This is a genomic window from Streptococcus mutans, assembly GCF_006739205.1.
Lineage (GTDB): Bacteria > Bacillota > Bacilli > Lactobacillales > Streptococcaceae > Streptococcus > Streptococcus mutans.
On the sequence record NZ_AP019720.1, the window covers coordinates 1,185,485 to 1,206,681 of the forward strand.

The following is a 21,197-nucleotide window of genomic DNA, read 5'->3' on the forward strand; positions in this document are numbered from 1 at the left end:
GATTGACAACATTATCCAAGATGAATAGTTTTCTGTGAATAAAGGGTCTAAAACAAGAAAACGCGATCAGACTTGCTGATCACGTTTAAAATACTGTCAGTAATATCTAGCGATACCCCAACGGTCAATGCCAATGCGTCTTCCATTGGCTAAAGTGACGACTTTGTTGTAAACCATGTTACCACTATTCTTATCATAATAACGAAGAAGCCCTCGCTCATCATAAGCAACATCACCTTTAACTTGTTTTCCTTCTCGCGTAAAGAAGACACGCTGACCGTTAATGCGTTGGCTGCCTGTCAGAGCTTCACCATTTGAATCAAGATAATACCAATTACCATCCTTATCTGCTTCAAAGCGGTTAACTTGTAATTCTCCTGAGTCAGCATGATAATAATGAACTTTACCATTATAAGTGACAAAGCTGCCTTTGACTTGTTTTCCGTCGCTTGCAAAATAGAGCTTTTTACCAGCAATTGTCTGACTGCCTGTAACCGCAACACCGTCTGAACCAAAGTAATACCAATTGTTTTGACTGTCTGTTGCAAAGATATTGCGTGCTAATTCTCCTGAATTGGCAAGGAAATATTTCAGCTTACCATTGTCTGTAATAATTTTACCTTTGATTTGCTTACCATCTTGGCCAAAGTAATAAGTCTTACCATTAATGGTTTGGACACCAACCAAGGCAATGCCATCTGAATTGAGATAGTACCAATCGCCGTTTTTATCATTTGCAAAACGATTAACAGCCATATTTCCAGATCCGTCATCAAAATAACGCTTTTTGCCATCGCTGCCTGTTATCCAAGCACCTTTGACTTGATAACCATCTTGATCAAAGTACTGCGTATTGCCGTTAATTGTTTTCAAACCTACAGCCATGACTCCACTGGCATCAAAATAACGCCACTTACTATCATTATCAAATGAATAATAACCATTACTATATCTATTTCCTAGATGACCAAAATAGTTCTTGCTGCCATCAGCGTTTTCCAAGAAAGATTCACGCAATTGAACACCATTTGATAAAAAGTATTGCACTTCGCCATTTAGATGCTGTAAGCCATAAACCATATGGCCATTATTATCAAAGTAATACCAGTTTCCTTTGGCATCTTGAACAAAGCTGTTCTTGGCTTGATAACCACTAGTTGAATAGAAAGTCATCCCATTGCCATCATTAACAAAACCAGTCGAAGCTTCTTTGTTAGTCATCTGTTTTGGCAGATAGGTTTGATTCCCTTTCAGTTCAAAGTATTTATCACTAGCATTATCTTTAAGAACATAACCAACACCACGGCCTAGAATATTTGTCCCATTGAAGTATTTTGCTTTCCATGCTGTGATTTTTTCGCTTGGATCAATCTTCTTACCATTTGAAATTTGCGTGCGGTTAAAGATACTAGGGTACTTAGCAGCGAGTTCACTAAGGAAAGCACCGCCATACTTCGCTTGATAATCCTTACCATTACTCTTAGTGTTGGCAGCATAGAGTGTATTTTTGATTTCAGAGTCTTTGCGATACTCACCATAATCGTTGACACGTGTAGCCGTTACGACTTCTTTGCCCGGAAGATTATAGATTTGATCTGGTACCCAATCCGCAATAACCTGAATACCGCTTTTATGCAGAGCTTTAACTGCATTAATCATGTCTTGCTGAGAACCGTATTTGTTATTCTTACTCATAGCAAGATCATAACGATCCTCAAAGGCATAACCATTTTGAATAATAGAGTCTAGAAAAGAACCATCTTCAGAAGAGACATATTGCGGTGCCATTTCAAAGGAAGTGACACCCCAAGATTTGAAGAGTTGGACATTTTGAGCAATCTTCTTATTAGTATAGTCTGAATCTTTCGTTACAAAATCTTGGAAGTTTGAGAAACCTTCGTAAATCAATTGAGAATCAAGAGCACTTGATGATTCGTAGACTTGACCAGTAGCATTTGCCTTATTGCTTGCTGCTACACGAACATCTTGATTATCACTAGCTCCTACTGGAACCCAAACGGCTAAATAACCTGATACTTGCGGATTCAGGTAACCTTGAATGTCACTAGCATCAAAGACTAATTCTCCTTTATCATTCGTTTTGCGATAAAGGGATTTAGCAGCGGCATCAGAAGTGTAGCTTGTCAAACCATCTTTAGTTGTTAAGAGGAGCGGACGGTACTCTTGATTTTTATGCGCAGCCCCCATATTGACAATTACTTTATCATTTTGATTCAATTTAAGGCTAGGGTTATTGCTGGTAATGACAGCCATTCCTTGTGTTTTGGTTGCTTCACTGCCTTGATCTGTAGCTTCATTAGCTCCTGTACCATAACGAACAGAAGTCAAAACGCCTGTATAATCCCAATCCATATGACTTTTATCACCTTCAACATAGGTGATCTTCATGTCTTGACCACCGGCGGCATATTTAATACGTGCCTTTAATAAAGTATCAATAGCATCATAATAAGGGGATTTAGTCGCCATATATTGACCGTCATCACTGTACATATCACCATAATAAAGACGTGTAATAGAATCTTTATTGGACAGCATCAAAGCATAGGCTGTCGGAATATTGGATTGTGTGTACTTTTTCTTAGCCTGACGCATGTCTTCATTGTAGATCTTAAAGGCTTGCTTCAATTCATCCAAAGTAAAGGTCAAACCATCTGTTTTGGGATTAATCTGAGCTTTAATAATTTTAGCAATAACCGTTTGGACTTCACTGTCGTGAGCGCGGATAAAAATATAGTTAGCCATACGTTCACTATTTTTACCTTCAGCTGAACGGTTATTCAAGCTATTTGTTATGACAGGCTCAAGTCCGCTGCGAATTTCATTTTTATTGCTTGCATCTTTTTCAAGAGGACGCGTCAAAGCATATAAAAGCGATAGGCGCAGTTTATTATCAATCGGTAATTGTGCACCCTTAGTATCTTTATTGTATTGGGGATCATTATCTGACCAAGCTTCTAAAATGGAAAGATGATTAATCGCATTTTTCTCACTCTTATCAACACCATAATGGGCTTTCAAATAGTCCGAAGCAATCTGCAGCAAGTCGGCATTAACATTATCAACGGCATCAACACGAACACCGTCAAAATTAGCCTCAGGATCATTAGCGACAATAGAACCATAATTCATCAGATAATGAAGCCAGTTTAATTGTTCAGCTTGAACCACTGGATTTGAATTATCAATATCATTAGCTAGGAGGAAGTCATAGCCACCAGAAGAATTGTCTTCAAAATATTTTGGTTTACCCGTTTGACTGGTTGGTGTGCGGTTCAAAAGACGGTAATCGGAATTAGCATAGGCTGTCTTATCGCTGTTGCTATAAAGCAGAGCACCGCCTTGCAAGTGATCTTTTTCACCAGCTGAAGTATCCGATTCTGTTTGACTATTCCAATTTGGTTGAGTTTTAACAAAACTATTGATAATATCACGCAGCCACTGGGTTTGCTGCGTTTGAGAAATTTTAGTTTCAATCTTAACTTGAACGGTTTGTGCAGCAAGGTTGAGACTTTCTTGGCTGCTGTCTGCTGTGTAATTTTCACCAGTTCCAAGCCCTTGCTGGTTCATGTAGTTAAGATAAGCAATTTGCGTTTGTTTATCTGGCCACCAAGACATTAAAAGCGGACGAAGATCAGACTCAGATGAAGCTGTCCACGTTTTGCCATTCTTTAAAATATCCTTAGGACGATACCACGAATCAGCTGTGACATAGTTATCAATCGTTTCAAGACTGGTATTTTCAAAATTGACAATTTGATTGTGGGGAGTATAATCGTTGTTTAATTTTGTTAACCCTTGTTTAAATTGATACTGAGAAGTGTCCGTTAAGGCACCTGTATTTTTATCGAAGTAGAGTACTTTGTTATTAACGGTTAGAGCAAAATTTTTCTTAGGCTGACCATCAGAACCAATATAATAATATTTGCCATCAATTTGTTTCACATTTGGAATGGCCGCTAAGTCAACAGGATTTTTATTTTCTTGAGCTGCTGTTTGTCTTTGCTTTGTTAATTCAGCTTTTGCCTGTGTTAAAGCCTGACTGGAAGCAGTAGTCTGTGCTTCTTCTGCTTGCTTTGTGCGCTCTTCAGAAGTCTGTGCTTCTTCTGATTTCGTATTTGTTACTATTTTGTCATCAGAGTTGGCTTGTGTTGTAATATTTTGTGATGGAGTTTCCTTAGTTATGCTAGTGCTTGTATCAGCAACGTTTGCCTGACTTTGAGCCTGCGTTTGTTCTGTTTGTGCTTGCTTAGTTTTAGGTGAATCTGTTTGGCTGGATTCAGATGCCGCCTTATCATCCTCACTTTTCTGAGTTACCACTTTATCTGAGGTCTGCTGTTCTGTTTCTGCTGAAACTGAGCTTCCCAGTGTTGTGGAGCCCAAGGTAATCAAACCAGAAGCGACAGCAACGGTTACCCAGTGCTTTTTAACCTTGTGCATTTTGTAACGTCGTTTGGTTTCCATAAAATATCCTCCTTTTATCAGTTCAACATTATAACCTCATAATGCTACAAAAGCGATAACATATACGTTACAAACCCTTTTCTTTATTTTTCTAATGTATTAAGTCTAAAGGATGAGGAGAATTATTTTTAGAAAGGCAGCATTGATTATCTTTTTTACCATCACAACAACCGTCGTAAAATAATTTAAAAGGGCTATAAATTACATCTTTTAACACAATTTATAAATACAATAAGCTAGCAACAGTCATATTTAAAGGAATGGTCAGGAGAGACAAAACAGTTGTCAACAAGACCAGACGCGAACCATATTCATATTCTCCGCCATAAACCTGACTGAGGAGAGCTGTGTTTAAAGCAGCAGGTGAAATAACAGCAATTGACAAGGCTAATTTTACAGGATCCGAATGAATAGGCAATAACCAGATCGTTAAAATACTGATTAAGGCCGTAACAAACAAGCGTAAAAAGGCAGTATAATATGCGGGCCAGTAAAGAAAAACTTCTTTAAATTTTACTTTATAGAAATAAGAACCCAAGACAATGGTGGATAGAGGCGTATTTAAATCAGCAAAAGCATCAATAGCATCTCTTGCTACTAGAGGCAGTTTAAAAGGCTGGATAAAAAGAAAGAGGCCAATGACTGTTGCTATCATAGCAGGATTGACTAAAATAGAGCGCCAGTTGATCACAGTTTTGTCTTGAGCAATAAGGTATAAGCCATAAGTCCATTGCATAATTTGATTGGCTACAACGAATCCTGAAATAAAGAAAACAGCTTCTTTACCGCCAACTGCAAAAGCCAAAGGAGTTCCCATGAAACCAACGTTAGCAAAAAGAACAGCATATTTATCCGTTGCCCTTTCTTTAGGAAGCAAAAATGAAACAATAACAATCCGAGTAATAAGCAGAAAAAAAGCAGCCCCAATCATGCCAAACAATAAAATCATTTTTTTCCAAGTAAATGCTTGATAAATAAAAGACGAAATAAAAAGACTGGGTGCAACAAAACGCGTCAGCAGTTTAGATAGCTGTAAAGTAACCTCCTTGGTTAAAATCTGCCGCTGCGCTAAAAATAATCCTGCCAACATCAGCAAAAATAAAACGAGTAACTTTTGAAAAACTAAACCTGCAATTGCCATAATGATTTCCTTTCCTGCTTTCTGCTATTATACACGAGAAAGCAAAAAACAAGCAAGGGCTTCTTACTTGTTTTTAGTGCCCATAGTCTATGAAGATCAATAGACTTGAAAAATACTAATTGGTTTTAGCGCTAAACTGACTCATATACAAATCATAATAGAAGCCCTTGTCAGCTAAGAGACTTTGATGGTTCCCCTGTTCAATAATTTGACCATCCTTAAGGACAAGAATCTTATCCGCTTCTTGGATAGTTGAAAGACGATGAGCAATAACAAAGCTAGTGCGGCCTTCCATAAGCTTACTCATAGCTTTTTGAATGAGAAGTTCCAAACGAGTATCAACTGAAGAAGTCGCTTCATCCAGAATCAGAATTTTGGGATCAGCCAGCAGCGCTCGTGCGATGGTTAATAATTGCTTTTGCCCCAAAGAAATATTATTAGATTCTTGATTGACTTCCATATTATAACCGTCTGGAAGGGTTCGGATAAAATGATCGACATTAGCTGTCTTGGCCGCTTCGACAATTTCCTCATCACTTGCCTGCAAATTTCCAAAGCGCAAATTGTCTTTGATCGTCCCTTCATATAACCAAGCATCTTGAAGAACCATCCCAAATTGTTTCCGATATTCCTGACGGGAAAGGTTACGGATATCATGATTATCTACTGTAATCGCTCCTTGGGTAACATCATAAAAACGCATCAAAAGATTGATAAGAGTTGTCTTACCCGCCCCGGTCGGACCAACAACAGCAATCATCTGACCCGGTTTAACATCTAAATCAAAATGTCGAATTAAAGGCTTATCTTCAGTATATTGAAAGGCGACATTATGAAAGGTCACTTGCCCTGTCAAATCATGTTCCAGCTTTTCCTTGACTTGATTGACTTCGTCTGTTTCATCCAAAACCTCAAAAATACGTTCTAGAGAAGATTTAGCACTTTGAAGAACACTTGATAATTGTGTGATGGTCTGAATAGGCTGATTGACTTGCCAAATGTATTGAACAAAGGCCTGCATATTACCAATAGTCAGTCTCCCTGCTAAGACCTGCAGGCCGCCAACTAATGCAACAATCAAATAAGCTAAGTCTGAGATAGCATTAAGAACTGGCATCATTATTCCAGAAATAAAACTGGCTTTAAAGCCGACATCTCGTAAATTTTCTGTGATAGTTCGAAAGGTTTCAGCAGATATTTCTTCACGCCCATAGAGTTTTATGACATTAAAGCCCGTTAAGTTTTCCTGAACGAAACTGTTCATATCCCCTAAAGCATTAGCCTGTTTTTTAAAATAAGGCTGTGATTTCCTTAAAATAAAACGAGAACTGAAATAAGTCAGCGGAATACAAACAAGAATAATCGCCGCCAAGGTCAAATTAAGGCAGAGTACCATAACCACAACAAGGATAATCGTTAAAAAGGCATTAATAATTTGCAGAAAGCTCTGCTGCAAAGCGTTAGAGACCGTTTCAACGTCATTAGTAAAACGTCCTAACATATCACCAAATTGATGTTTATCAAAATAGGAAACGGGAATCTTATTAATCTTTTTACTTAAATCATGACGCAAATCGTAAATACTTTTTTGCACTGCATTAGTCATAAAGTAATTAGAACCGTAAGAGCCAATACTATACAGCAATCCGCGTAAAAAATAAAGAAACAAAATCATGGTGATATAACTGATATTAAGATGAGCGCCTTGAACTCCGCGAGCCATATCAATTAGGTTAGCCGTTAATTCTGTCATTACCAGTCCTAAAATAAAAGGTTCAAGGACATTCATGACACTGCTAAGTATTTTTAAGAAAATGGCCAAAAAAAGTGAACCTTTATAGGTCTTCAAATAATACCATAAGCGTAAAAAAACAGTTTTCTTTTTCATGAGACCTCCTTTACTCTTGCGTTAAACTTTGCTGATTGAGCTGTGAGTTGGCAATTTCACGATAAATGGCATTGGACTTCATGAGTTCATCATGGCTGCCGCGACCAACAATTTCTCCTTCATCCAGTACAATAATCTGGTCAGCATTCATAATAGTTCCGACACGTTGGGCTACAATGAGCACTGTTGAATTGCCTGTCACTTCTTTCAAACGCTGACGCAGGAGACTATCCGTCTTATAATCTAAGGCTGAAAAGGAATCATCAAAAATATAGATATCTGGTTTCTTAACAACTGCACGCGCAATAGACAAGCGCTGCTTCTGTCCCCCTGAAAGATTGCTGCCGCCTTCTGCTAAGTGGCTATCAAATTTCTCAGCTCGACTTTCGATGAATTCTTTAGCTTGTGCAATATCAGCAGCTGAATGCAGTTCAGCCAAACTAGCATCCTTTTTCCCATACTTAAGATTTTCTCCAATGGTTCCAGTAAATAGCAGCGCTTTTTGCGGAATAAAACCAATTTTCTGACGCAGAGCCTTAAGATTATAGTCACGGACATCCACACCATCAACCAGAATCCGACCCAAAGTTACATCATAAAAACGGGGAATCAAATTAACAAGCGACGACTTTCCTGAACCTGTACTGCCAATAAAAGCAATCGTTTCTCCCGGTCTAGCTTTAAAAGAAATATCATGCAAGACAGGACTTTCGGTCTCACCGGGATAGGCAAAGGTCACATTGTCAAATTCCAAATAGCCTTTGGATTTAGTCTCCTTAATGCCATTTATATTGGGATCAATGGAAATAGGCATAGCCATTACCTCTTGGATACGTTTGCTAGATACAGCCATTCGCGGATACATAGTGAAAATATTAGCAAATATTAAAAAAGAAAAGAGAGCATGAAAACTATACTCAATAAAAGCAACCAGATCACCAATCTTGATAGTCCCTTGCTTAAGCGGATCTAATGAAAACCAGACAATAGCTACTATCATGATAATAATAATCTGAACAAATAGGGCTTCTGTGAGTCCGGTTAATTTAAATAGTCTGTTAGAAGTCTTTTCATAACCTCTGTTTTTTAAGTCAAAGCGTTCTTCTTGAAAATTTTCACGCGCAAAGGCACGAATAACACGTAGACCCGTTAAGTTTTCACGAACGTACTGATTAATCTTGTCAAGCGTATTTTGCTGCTTTTCAGACAAAGGGCGTGTTTTTGCCGCAACATAATAAATCACCAGTATCAAAAAAGGAATAGCAAATACTACAATCCAAGCCAAAGATGGGCTAGTCACCAAAACCATAATAACACTTGAGACCATCATCAAGGGGGTAACAATTCCCATCCGCAAGGACATTTCTGCAAATTGCATAAGTACAAAGGCGTCACTGGTCATACGTGTAACCAAGGAAGAGACACCAATTTTCTTATATTCGTGATGGGAGTACTCTTGCAATTTATCATACATATCATTGCGCATATCGCGAATCATGGTCGTGGTTAATCTGCCAGAAGCATAGGCTAGGGTAATACGCCCGACTATTCCTAAAAGAACAATGATAAACATAATAAAAGCCCAAAAATAAAGAGCTTGTTTATCAGCCGGTGTGATCCCTTGATCAATCATTCGTGCCAGAGCTGTCGGTAAGCCCAAATTGACAACAACAAATAAAAGGGCACCAAGAATGTCCAATAGTAACCATTTGGGATATTTTTTTAAATAAGACCAAATATATATCATCTTATTTCCTTTCTTTTATAAATTTTTTATCATTCACACATCCCATAGCAATGTAGTTAGCGTCATTTGCAAATGGCTTTTCTAAAAATATAAACTCAAAATGTTTATAAACCTTAACAGTCTGAGCTAGCTGATCGAAACTTTTAAGATAAATTATGTGAAAATCTTCTTACTAGCTTCTTCAAAGATAGACTTTAAGAGCATACTGGATAGACCTTGGTCTTAACAGTCAATCATACACCAAATACCATTTTTACAGCTCAGCAACAGCCAGAAAAACTGGAGCAAATCCTCCAGTTCCAACAATCTGACTATAATCTTTCAAGACAAAATAAACTACTCTAGGAATAGATTGATAGTAGCTAGCCATCTAAGTAGGAATCAAAACAAGCCGTTCCCAGAATAGCTAAAGTCTCTTTTTCCAAAGAATGGAAAATAAGCGCAGCTACTGCTGCATTATTTCTCCAGTTCGCTCAAGTATTCATAACGCTCATATTTTTCAAGGAGCTGCTCATTGGCAGTATCTAAATCACGCTGCAAACCAGCCAGCTGACCATAATCTGAAGCATGTTCCTGCATGGTCGCCTCAATGTTTTCGATTCTTTCCTCTAAAGCTGTTATATCATCTTCAATCGTCGCCCATTCTTGCTTTTCAAAATAAGACATGCGTTTACGCTCTGACTTTTCTTTCTCAACCTTTGCTGCTTCTTTTTTGACTACCATGGCAGAACTGTCTTTTTCAAACGCTTTCTCATCTAAATAATCGGTATAATTGCCAAAAAATTCACGGATAGCATTATGTTCAAAAGCGAGGATTTTATTGGCTACTTTGTCTAAAAAATAACGGTCATGACTAACCGTAATGACAGGACCAGAAAAATCCTGCAAGAAACTCTCAAGAACTGTCAAAGTTGCAATATCAAGGTCGTTGGTCGGCTCATCTAAGAGCAAGACATTGGGCTTTTCAATTAGGATTTTGAGTAAATAAAGACGTTTCTTCTCACCGCCTGACAACTTAGAAATAAGTGTTCCGTGTGTCGAGCGCGGGAAGAGAAATTGCTCTAAGAGACTAGTCACACTGCTTATCCCAACAGCTGTTGTAACCTCATCTGCCACTTCCTGCAAATAGTTAATCACACGCTTGTTTTCGTCCATATCATTGATTTGCTGGGAGAAATAGCCAATACGAACCGTCTCACCAATATCCAGCTTTCCAGAATTTGGCTGCAAGTCGCCATTCATTAAATGTAAAAGAGTTGATTTTCCAACCCCATTTTCGCCAACAATGCCAATTCGGTCTTTGTTTTGAATGAGTAAATTAAAATGTGTCAAAATCGTTTTATCGGGATAAGCAAAGTCTACCTGTTCAAAATTGATAACCTTTTTTCCGATACGACTGGTTTGAAAATTAATTTCAAGATCAGAAGAAGTATCCATACCAGATAAGTCTGATTTTAAATTCTTAAAACGATTGATACGCGCTTCTTGTTTTGTCGCACGCGCCTGTGGCTGCCTACGCATCCAAGCCAGTTCTTGTTTGTAGAGCTGCTTTTTCTTATGTAAAGCTGCCGCGTCGCGTTCATCCTGTTCTGCACGCAGGCGCACATAATCTTGATAATTGCCCTGATATTCAATCAAATGCGCCCTATCCAATTCAAAAATACGGCTGGCAATACTGTCCAAGAAATAGCGATCATGCGTAATAAAAAGAACCGTTTTTTTGCTGTTTTTTAAAAAATTAGCCAGCCAAGCAATGGTATCAATATCAAGGTGATTGGTCGGCTCATCCAGCAAAAGCAAGTCTGCATCATTTAGTAAAACCTGAGCTAATTGCACGCGCCGCTTCAAGCCGCCTGACAGGTTACCAACCTTTTGCGATAAATCAGAAATCCCTAATTTAGACAAAACAGTTTTGACTTCACTTTCAATAGACCAGACATCTAGAGCATCCATTTCTGCCATAACCTTTTCCAATTGCTCCTGATTAGCTTCATCATAATTGGCCATGAACGATTCATAAGTGTGAATGAGCTGCATTTCCCGCAAATCTGATGACAAGACTGTATCAAGAATTGTCTTCGTCTCATTAAAAACAGGTTCTTGCGTTAGATAAGCCATCTTATAGTCGTTTTTAGCAGAAAAAGGTGAGTTGTCGCCATCAAATCCTAATCTACCAGAGATAACATCAAGAAGAGTGGTCTTTCCAGTCCCATTGACACCAATGATTCCAATACGATCCTTATCATGGATAATAAAAGAAATATTCTGAAAGACAGTCTTATCGCTAACTGTTTTGCTTAACCGTTCAACAATAAAATCACTCATTCTTAGTCGATTTCCTTTCTGACAAAATCCAAAATTGCTTGTCGTTCATTGGCTAAATTTCCAGCAACAATAAAACTTTCAATTTGGTTCAAGATTTTTCCTAAGTCTGGTCCTGGTTTCAAATCAAAGGCCGCCATCAAATCGCCACCCTTAACAACAATTTCATGCTTGTCATGAATGGTTAAAGCTTCATCCAGCTCTTTAATGTGCTCAAAATCAACTGCTAAACCCTGAGCTTGACGCAATTCTTCAACAAGGGTTAACAAAGTTGCACTATATTGGTAAACATCAGTTTTTTTGATTTGTCTATCCTCGCGCAATCTATAAATAGCTAGAAGTTTTTCCACCGTTTTTTGAAAATCATTAGAGGTTTTCCAACTTTTTAAGAAAGATCTAGGATTTTCAACATTCAAATACAACAGTACTGCCGCCCAAGCTTGTTCAGAGGTTGAAAAAGTGAAATCCTCTGGCAAATCCGTCAACAGCTGCTGCCACTTATCCGCAGTACTTTGCAATATAGGCAGATAATCATAAGCTTGACTGGCAATTAAACAATTTATCCCCTTACGCCAATAAGGAGCCCGTAAGAGCTTGTCGAACTCAATAAAAGAGCGCTCTACAGAAATTTTTTCCAGCAAGGGCGCATGTTCTCTCATAGCTATGAACGTTTTTTTCTCAATATCGAAATTTAATTGAGCAGCAAAGCGCAAACCACGCATAATACGCAAGGCATCTTCATTGAAACGTTCAGCAGCATTGCCGACTGCCCGTAAAATCTTTTGCTCCAAGTCCACTAGACCATTAAATTTATCAATAATATTAGCCTTTTCATCAAGCGCAAAAGCATTGATAGTAAAGTCACGCCGTTTGAGATCCTCTTCTAAAGAACGTACAAAAGAGACCTGACTGGGTCTGCGATAATCAACATAAAGATCTTCGGTACGAAAAGTTGTCACTTCATAGTCATGACCATTCTCTAAAACCAAAACAGTTCCGTGTTCAATGCCAATATCAACCGTCCGAGGAAAAATTTTTTTCGTCTCTTCAGGATAAGAACTGCTAGCAATGTCAACATCATGAATAGGATGCCCTAAAAGGACATCACGAACACTGCCGCCAACAAAATAAGCTTCAAATCCTGCTGCCTTAATTTTCTCTAATACTGGTAAAGCCTCCTGAAATTCAGAAGGCAAATGTTTTAATCTCATAGTAAATGTTCCAAACCATAAACGAGCTGCTCTCGCTGTACCACTTCTTTGATTCCTAAATTAACACCACTCATAAAAGAAATCCGATCATAAGAATCATGACGCAGCGTCAAACCTTCTCCTTGGGCACCAAAGATGACCTCTTGGTGAGCAACAAGCCCCGGCAAACGAACACTATGAATTCTAAAACCATCAAATTCAGCACCGCGTGCACCAACTAGCGTTTCTTCTTCATCTGCTGCCCCCTGTTTTTTATAAGCACGTGCTTCTCGAATAAGCTCAGCTGTTTTAACTGCTGTTCCGCTTGGAGCATCTTTTTTCTTATCATGATGCAATTCAATGATTTCAAGATCAGGGAAATACTTAGAAGCCTTAGCAGCAAATTCCATCAGCAAAACAGCTCCAATAGCAAAATTTGGTGCAATCAAACCGCCCAATTTTTTATCAGCAGACAAAGTCATTAAATCTGCAATCTGCTCTTGCGTAAAACCTGTTGTTCCCACAACTGGACGAAAACCATTTTCAAGGGCAAAATGTGTATTTTCATAAGCGACTTTAGGGATAGTAAAATCAACCCAAACCTCAGCATCAAGGCCAACAAGGTCACTCTTATCCGTAAAGACAGGCACTCCATCAATTTCTTTTTCAGCTGCAAAAGGATCCAAAAGTGCTGCCAATTCAAGCTCGCTATCATTTTTAATCATATCAACAGCTGTTGACCCCATTCTGCCTTTAAAACCTGCAACAATAACTTTAATACTCATTTCCTATCTCCTTAAATAATTGGTATAGCACCAAGTGCAATAGCTCCCTCACCCAGATGGGTTGCAATAACACCATTGAAAGGAACAATGGCAAGATTCTTTGTATAACCATGATCAACTAAACGCTTCTGCAAATCTTCTGCCTTACCTCTAGCATTGGCATGAATAATATAGACCATATAAGACCCATCAGCAGTAACCTCATCTATAATAGAGATTAAACGCTTAATCGCTTTTTTCTCAGTTCTAACTTTCTCAAAAACTTCAATCCTGCCATCCGTAAAATAAAGGATAGGTTTGATACTCAAAAGATTACCTAAGAGAGCCGAACCATTTGACAAACGGCCGCCTTTAACCAGATGATTCAGATCGTCAACCATAATAAAAGCATTGGTTTTATCAATCATCACTTGAAGATTGACCAAAATCTGCTCAAAAGCTATTTCTTCCCTGCCCCACTTCAAAGCCTCCATTACCATTAATCCCATAGGACTGGAAGTAATTTTAGTATCAGGAAAGGCAATTTCAAGCTTATCATGTTCAGCAATTAGATATTGAATATTTTGGTGAAATCCCGAAATGCCACCAGACAGAAAAAGACCGATAACATGGGTATAGGCTTCTTCTTCCAAGTTGGTCAATAAATCATCTAACTCAGCCAAATTAGGCTGGCTCGTCTTGGGTAATTCCTTGGAAGCAGCCATCTTAGTATAGAATTCATCAAGAGATAGATTTTTACCTTCAATATATGTCTTTCCATCAATAGTAATATCAATATCAAGGATAAAAAGATCTTCTCTTTGAACAAAGTCTTGAGGAAGGTAGACTGATGAATCAGTAATTACAGCTAATTTCATCTTTTTTAGAACTCCAAGCTAACGCCTTCTTTATCAAGCGCAATTTCAGTCACTTCATAGGTCATGCGTTTTAAAATATCAAGCAGAGGCGCCGCTAAAGTCGCAACTTCCTCTTGTGAAAATTCACTTGGCTGATTAACCAAACGGTCTTTAATCTTAACCATTTGTGAAAGAACACCGCTTAGAACAAACTCATCACGGACAATCATGAATTGCAAAACGGCCACAACAGTCGTTTCATTTAACTCTTCATTTTTTTCAACTAATTGAAAAGTCACTTCAACATCTGTTTCAGGTGTCCCGTTCTCTTTTTCCCATTCTAAATTTCTGGCATCATAATGATATTGGTTAACAAATTCCTTTTGACGTACAATTTCCATTGTTATCTCCTTGTTTTACATTACCACTCATTATAGCATAATTAAGTGTAAAGTGAAAGAAGACCCCGCTAGAATTTCTTTAGAAAACCAGCTGTGCAATCTCCTTAATCACCAATCTTCTTTCTTGCAAATAGTAATAATCATATAAAAAACAAAGAATACTTCCACTATTAATAAAATACAAAAATAAGAAAAACCTGTAAAAATGAGCAAAGCAGCACTAACTCCGATGATAAATAGACTAATAAGCGCTGTCACAATGGTTGCAAAGCCCTGTTTAACAACTTCCATTTCATTTTCCCATTGATAATTGGGATGCTGTAGATTGATATATAAACCTACAAGAGAAATAAAGCAACTATTAACCACTAAAAAGAAAATGGCTTGTCCTGCTATCCAGAGATGCAAGGGAAAAGAATAGATGAGACTGACGGAAGCCAGTATCAAGCCCGGCAAAAGCAAGAGCATATTAAGAGAAAACTTAATAAAACTGAGCTGAGCGATGGAAATCGGAAGGGACTTGATTAGCCAGACTCTCTTTCCTTCTATGGAAAAGCTGCAAGAAGTTGTTGTTGTTAGACTGGAGCAAACAATAAAGACCAGCAAATAAAGTTGCGGTTTTGCGATGATGATCGTCAGATTAGGCAAAGAGACTCCCTTCATTATATTCAGTCCTTTTACCATGGGGAGAAATCCGATAATAATCAACAAAAACGGAGCAAGAATGGTATTGCTGACATAGGTAAAAGAAGAAAGATAACGACTAACTTCATTGCGAAAAAGAGCGGTTAGTTTCGATCTTGTCTGTAGACTGTAAGAGTGCTTCTTCTCATTTTTCCTACTGGCAAGCAAGTCAGATAGATAATCGTATTGTTTTACCAAAAAGAAAAGGACTATTGCTGTTATCATTAGAGTCACAATGACTAGAACAAGGATAAAGAAAAGCTGGTCTCGACTGATATTTTCCAAGAGGGAAAAAGGAAGGATAGAAACATGGATAAGTCCCAACTTAGCGTTCCCCAATCCTGTCTGGACATAACTAAAAATAAGAGGAAAGGCTGTCAGCGAGAAAAGCAAGAGAGATTCTATGAAGGAACTTTTGAGGCTCAGTGACCTCAAAAGCATTTTAATTAGAATAGCTAAAATCAGCGGGAAAATAAAAGACAAGGCAGGAAGAATCAGAGAAATTAAAAGGACGAGCCCTAGATTAATCAAAGGAAAAGGAGATAAGAAATATAAAACGATCTGAGTAGGCAGTAAAATGAGAAGGGACAAAGCAAGCCTTAAGATGTATTGAGAGATAAAATTAGCCAACTTAGCCTGCCAAGACAAAAGAGGAAGGCTAAAGATAAAGTCCCTATCACTGCTTTTTATCAAATTGGAGAAACCCGTCAAGACTGACCAAAAGCTCAGCGTCCAAAAGAGTAAACCTGTTGCATAAGACATCACTTGAGTAAGTTCCTGCTCCGCTTTCATCTGCAGCGGTAACAAGAGAAAATAGCTCAAAAGCAATAGAAGAGCTATTGTATAACCACTGATTGTTAGTAAGGCATGAGCTCGGATAGAAGCATCAGAATCTCTTAACTTAGATAACCCCAAGCGATTTTTATACCTGAGAATTAATAGATAGATTAAATTAGTTTTTGGCATGTGTCACCCTCCTAAAGATAGCACTGAGTGTCTGCTCTTTAGTGACCGAACTCATGCTGTCACTGATTTTAACCTGTCCCTTATCAATGAGAACAAGCTTATTGCAAAGTTTTTCAGCTACCTCCAAAACATGGGTTGAATAGATAATAATAGCACCCGCTGCTGCTCTTTTTCTCAGCTCATTGACTAAAAAATAAGTAGCATTAGGATCCAAGCCAACAAAAGGCTCATCTAAAACAATCAAGGCAGGATTATGCAGAAAAAGAGAAATGAGCACCAGACGCTGCTTCATACCATGTGAATAAGTGGAAATCAAACGAGATAGATCCTCCTCCAAATCCAACTCTTTGGCTAAATATTTCACCCTCTTTACAAATGACTCTTGCGGTAGGCTATAGATAGAAGCAATGAAATTCAAAAATTCATAGCCTCGTAGATTTTCATAAAGATCAGGATTATCCGGCGCATAGCCCAAATTCTGCTTAAAAGACTGAGGATTTTTCGAAAGATCAATGCCATCCAATAAAATTTGTCCGCTATCAAAAGCATAAATACCCACAATAGATTTGAGGGAAGTGGATTTACCTGCTCCATTAGAACCGATAAAAGCACAGATATCTCCTGCTTCCAAAGTCAAATTTAAATCTTGAATGCCTTTATTGGATCCTTTATAAATCTTTCTTAAATGATTGATTTCCAACATAATATCTCCTTTCAAAGATAACTGACAAAATGTCAGTCACAAACCTAAATCAAACCGATGATATCATCGGCTAATTAAAATAAATTAACTTGCAAAGTACAATTGAGCAAATGCTCAAAAGTAAACCAATAATCCTCTGCCTTCTTTTTATCCCTGAGGGTTGTCAGCTCATTAGCGGTGAAGGTATAGGCAGTCATGAGGATACGAGCCAAAGCCTGTGGGTGAGACAGAGCTAAGAGACCTTCTTCATTGCCTTGCTCTAGGATATGAGCCAAATAGTCACTTGAGAGATCAATAATCTCATGAGCCAGACGGTCCATTAGATAACGATTTTGTTCTAGATCGACAATCTCTTGTAAGCCTGCATTCTCCTTAGTATGATCGGTTGATCCAATTTGTGTCGCTTCAAAGAAGGTGCGCAGTTTGTCCTTAGCAGTCAGCTTCTTATCTTGACTAATCTTGGCCAAACGCTGGATGACAGGTTGAGAATATTTTTCAATTAAACAGTAGAGAATGTCTTCTTTATTTTTAAAATGATAATAGAGCAGACCACGCGAAATCTTGACTTTGTCAATAATATCCTGTGTCCTTGTCTCAAGGTAGCCCTTCTCCATAAAAATCTGCAGTGCTGCTTCCATGATTTCTTGTCGGCGAACCTCAGGCGCTTTAACATCTCGCATAGACAAGCCTCCTAATTACTTTTATCAGTATTATATAGCGCGACTGACAATTTGTCAATTACGAAATTAAAATAAGGAGCACCTCTAAAAAGTGCTCCTTACTTCAAATTTTAATCCCACATTTTTCAACTAATTCTTTAAAATTTAGTTTGCTAAAATCACTTAAACCAAAAAGAGCAGGCTTCCTGCTATAAGACCAATGATATAGCCCACTACAACATCTTTGGGGTAATGAACACCGCCTAGAACACGACAAAAGGCTAGTATGGCGGATAAGATTAATAAAAAGATTCCAGCCCAAGTGGTCACACGTAGAACACAAACACTAATCACCACTGCCGAAAAGACATGACGGCTGGGCATGGACTGTCCCTTAGCGTCCTTAATGATTAACGGACTGATCGTCCACCTTTCATAAGGTCTTGGCTGATTTAATATCTTTCTAATTAATGACAATAATATAAAGGATGTTCCCGGAATGAAAACAAAAGGTATTAAAGCCATCCCATTCTTTCGAGTCCAAAAAAGGTAAAGTAAAAGTATCAGATAAATAAAGGGCATTATTCTGGTTATTAAAGAATTGACTGCTTTTACAAAATAAAGCCATTTACTTCTTGTTTTGATTGGCTTTGTCAGTTTCTCATAAAACTCTGCATAATTTTTCATCTTATCTCTATGTACCTTCTTAAAGCACAAATCTTTCATGGGTTTTAGAACTTATTCGTTTTTTGATTGAATCATTTATAGTTATTATAGCATTTCTAAGCTTGTAAGAGAAAAAGTGACTGTCTCTAAATTAAAAAAAGGGCATTTTAGATTTCCTGATGGTAAGTGATAGGAAAATAATAGCAATGAAAAACAAATAAAAACAGTACCGCTTTTTAAATGGTACTGTCCCTTGTCTTTTTATTTTGACGTTTCATTTTTCCTCAGCGCATACGAATCTGCATATAGTTTAAAGGCTTTAGCTGCTAAGGATTTGACCCGTTTATACTTACCGTTTGTGATAAACAAAACCATGACCTGTTTGGTTTTAGGATTTGAATAAGCAAAACAAGAGTAAGTATCAAAGCCGCCACCATTTGCATGCAGCATCTTTTGGCTGATATAGAGGCCGCCATAATAGCTCTTAGAAGTCATTTTCATAGAACGTTGGTATTCGCTGACAGGAACAAATTGGTCATTAATAAAAGCCATCATAAATTTCCAATAATCCACTGGCCTAGAAGCATAATCACCAGCTCCAAAGGTAGATGTCACTTCTTTTGACAGCTTATCCCAAGTCGTACTTTGATCCATCACTGACAAGGCAGCTAACTTGGACTTATCTTTTATTTGAATGTACTTTTTAAAATGCCAACCCTTACCAGCTGTTAAGAAGTGTTGACGAACATAAGTCGCATAATTTTGACCGCTAATTTGACTGATAATGCCAGCTAGCAAAGCATAATTAATGTTAGCATACTTCCATTTCTTTCGATAAGTTACGCGATAATTGGTCAATGAAAAATCCAATTGCTGCTCTTGAGTTGTCAGCACTTGCTGAGGAACTTCTTTTCGATCTGCCAAACCGCTTGTGTGGGTAAGTAAATTTTGTATCGTGATATTTTCACTATTTTCAATTTGAGGATAATATTTGCTTAAAGGTGTGTTTAAAGACAGTTTTCCTTTATCAATTAATTGTTGGATAGCCACCCCTGTTATCAATTTTTGTAAAGAAGCAAGAGGAAAATAATCCTTAATTGAAACAGGACTGCCATCTACCTTGCTTTGATTTGAAAATACTTGAGCCTTACCATCTGGCCCCGTCACAATCATGATCCCATTTAATTGATTTGTTTTTAAAAATCGCTTTAAAATGAGCGAATCAGGGTTTACAGCAACTGTATTTGAATCAATCCGTTCAGTCTCGATAAATTTATAGAAAGCAGCAAAAAATGCGATGAGAAAGACAAGAAATCGCATGCTAAATTTTCTTTCTCCCACAAAATACCCTCCTATTCCTCTAGGTACTCTCTATTATACCTCATTTTTGCTTTAATTTCATAAAAAATAAGTATTCAGAATAAATAAAGTCTAGCTAGAGATTTTCCATAGGCAAAGTTTTTAGAAATTAGATTTCCTTAAATTACAGCTGTTCATATATGTTTTAGCCATTTCAATTAAAAACTGCAAATTCCAAGATCCACTATTTATAAGCTTGTTTCTAACTATTCTACTGCTTTTTCAAATGAAACTCTGTCATTAAAACTCAGTCTCTGTCATCATAACCCTTTGGATGGCTGGAATGCCATGCCCAAGCGGAGGCAATGATTTTTTCAATGTCATCAAATTGCGGTTTCCAGCCAAGCACCTCACGTGCTTTTTCTGAAGATGCAATCAAAGTATCTGGATCTCCCGAACGGCGAGCTGCTTTTTCTGCAGGGATTTTCTGTCCCGTAACTTTACGAGCGGCTTCTAAAATTTGAAGATTTGAAAATCCTGTTGATGATCCCAAGTTAAAGGCCGTTGATGGATTGCCTTGGCGCAGATAGTTAAGAGCAAGCAGGTGAGCATCCGCCAAATCAAAAGGGTGTACATAATCGCGCACATTGGTACCATCTGGCGTGTTATAATCATCACCAAAAATCATGATTTTCTCACGCACGCCTTGAGCAACCTGCAAAATGATTGGCAGTAGATGTGTTTCAGGACTGTGATCTTCACCGATTGAGCCATCTGGTTTTGCACCAGCCACATTGAAATAGCGAAGTGGCACAAACTTGATACCGTAGGCCCGGTCAGACCATTTCATAATGGTTTCCATCATGAGTTTACTCTCACCGTATGGATTAATCGGACGCTGCGGTGTTGTTTCCTTGATTGGAATTTCATCAGGAATACCATAGGTTGCTGCTGTTGATGAAAAGACGATATATTTGACACCAAATTCACTCATGACTTCCAAGAGTTTAATCATGCCTGCGGTGTTGTTGTCAAAATACTTGAGGGGCTTTTTCATGGACTCTGCAACCAAAGAATAAGCTGCAAAGTGAATAACGGCATCCACATCAGGATTTTCTCTAAAAACCATACTCATAAACTCTCGATCTGCTAAATCACCTTGATAAAACTTAGCAGCTGGGTGTACTGCTGCACGGTGACCCGTCACCAAACTATCAACGACAACAACCTCTTCCTCACCTTTTTCAATAAGACGGTCAACCATGTGTGAACCAATATAACCAGCTCCACCTAAAACTAAAATAGCCATAATTAAGATACCAAGCCCGTAAACGACAGAGCAAAAAAGGAAACTTGACGCAGACACCTGCATCTAAAAAAGGTTGTCTTTTCTGCACAGTCGCTAGGGCGGGTTCAATTCTAACC

At 38.0% G+C, this 21,197-nt stretch carries 15 protein-coding genes; all 15 read right to left on the minus strand.

Going from position 1 to position 21,197, the window contains the following annotated elements; genetic code table 11:
- Window positions 1-96: 96 nt before the first annotated feature.
- A complete protein-coding gene (gene gtfD, locus FNL60_RS06115; protein WP_002280370.1) occupies window positions 97-4,485 on the minus strand; it encodes a glucosyltransferase-S in 4,389 nt (1,462 codons plus the stop codon).
- Window positions 4,486-4,705: 220 nt separating this feature from the next.
- Complete coding sequence (locus FNL60_RS06120) at window positions 4,706-5,626, minus strand: AEC family transporter (RefSeq protein WP_002280369.1); 921 nt, start codon at window positions 5,624-5,626, stop codon at window positions 4,706-4,708.
- Window positions 5,627-5,741: 115 nt separating this feature from the next.
- Window positions 5,742-7,514 (minus strand): ABC transporter ATP-binding protein, encoded by a 1,773-nt coding sequence (locus tag FNL60_RS06125; RefSeq protein ID WP_002280368.1) that lies wholly within the window; start codon window positions 7,512-7,514, stop codon window positions 5,742-5,744.
- A 10-nt stretch (window positions 7,515-7,524) separates the two neighbouring features.
- Window positions 7,525-9,261, minus strand: a complete 1,737-nt coding sequence (locus tag FNL60_RS06130) for an ABC transporter ATP-binding protein (RefSeq protein ID WP_002280367.1) — start codon at window positions 9,259-9,261, stop codon at window positions 7,525-7,527.
- Window positions 9,262-9,717: 456 nt separating this feature from the next.
- Entirely contained in the window at window positions 9,718-11,586 is a 1,869-nt protein-coding gene (locus FNL60_RS06135; protein WP_002280366.1) for an ABC-F family ATP-binding cassette domain-containing protein, read from the minus strand.
- Between the two features lie 2 nt (window positions 11,587-11,588).
- Window positions 11,589-12,794, minus strand: coding sequence for a CCA tRNA nucleotidyltransferase (locus tag FNL60_RS06140; RefSeq protein ID WP_002266717.1), 1,206 nt, complete (start codon window positions 12,792-12,794; stop codon window positions 11,589-11,591).
- On the minus strand, window positions 12,791-13,558 hold the full coding sequence (dapB, locus tag FNL60_RS06145) for a 4-hydroxy-tetrahydrodipicolinate reductase (protein ID WP_002262893.1): 768 nt from the start codon (window positions 13,556-13,558) through the stop codon (window positions 12,791-12,793). Before dapB ends, FNL60_RS06140 begins: the two co-directional genes overlap by 4 nt.
- 11 nt (window positions 13,559-13,569) lie before the next feature.
- The gene (locus tag FNL60_RS06150) at window positions 13,570-14,415 is read right to left on the minus strand and encodes a DegV family protein (RefSeq protein ID WP_002266545.1); all 846 of its coding nucleotides are present in this window, start codon (window positions 14,413-14,415) and stop codon (window positions 13,570-13,572) included.
- Window positions 14,416-14,420: 5 nt separating this feature from the next.
- Complete coding sequence (locus FNL60_RS06155) at window positions 14,421-14,795, minus strand: DUF1149 family protein (RefSeq protein WP_002262891.1); 375 nt, start codon at window positions 14,793-14,795, stop codon at window positions 14,421-14,423.
- A gap of 108 nt (window positions 14,796-14,903) precedes the next feature.
- Window positions 14,904-16,445 (minus strand): hypothetical protein, encoded by a 1,542-nt coding sequence (locus tag FNL60_RS06160; RefSeq protein ID WP_002280365.1) that lies wholly within the window; start codon window positions 16,443-16,445, stop codon window positions 14,904-14,906.
- A complete protein-coding gene (locus tag FNL60_RS06165; protein ID WP_002265102.1) occupies window positions 16,432-17,148 on the minus strand; it encodes an ABC transporter ATP-binding protein in 717 nt (238 codons plus the stop codon). Before FNL60_RS06165 ends, FNL60_RS06160 begins: the two co-directional genes overlap by 14 nt.
- A gap of 74 nt (window positions 17,149-17,222) precedes the next feature.
- Window positions 17,223-17,828, minus strand: coding sequence for a TetR/AcrR family transcriptional regulator (locus FNL60_RS06170; protein WP_002280364.1), 606 nt, complete (start codon window positions 17,826-17,828; stop codon window positions 17,223-17,225).
- Window positions 17,829-17,990: 162 nt separating this feature from the next.
- Window positions 17,991-18,494, minus strand: coding sequence for a phosphatase PAP2 family protein (locus FNL60_RS06175; RefSeq protein ID WP_002280363.1), 504 nt, complete (start codon window positions 18,492-18,494; stop codon window positions 17,991-17,993).
- Between the two features lie 240 nt (window positions 18,495-18,734).
- Window positions 18,735-19,814, minus strand: a complete 1,080-nt coding sequence (locus FNL60_RS06180; RefSeq protein ID WP_002262882.1) for a serine hydrolase domain-containing protein — start codon at window positions 19,812-19,814, stop codon at window positions 18,735-18,737.
- Between the two features lie 265 nt (window positions 19,815-20,079).
- Window positions 20,080-21,081, minus strand: a complete 1,002-nt coding sequence (gene galE / locus FNL60_RS06185) for a UDP-glucose 4-epimerase GalE (protein WP_002269393.1) — start codon at window positions 21,079-21,081, stop codon at window positions 20,080-20,082.
- Between the last annotated feature and the right edge of the window lie 116 nt (window positions 21,082-21,197).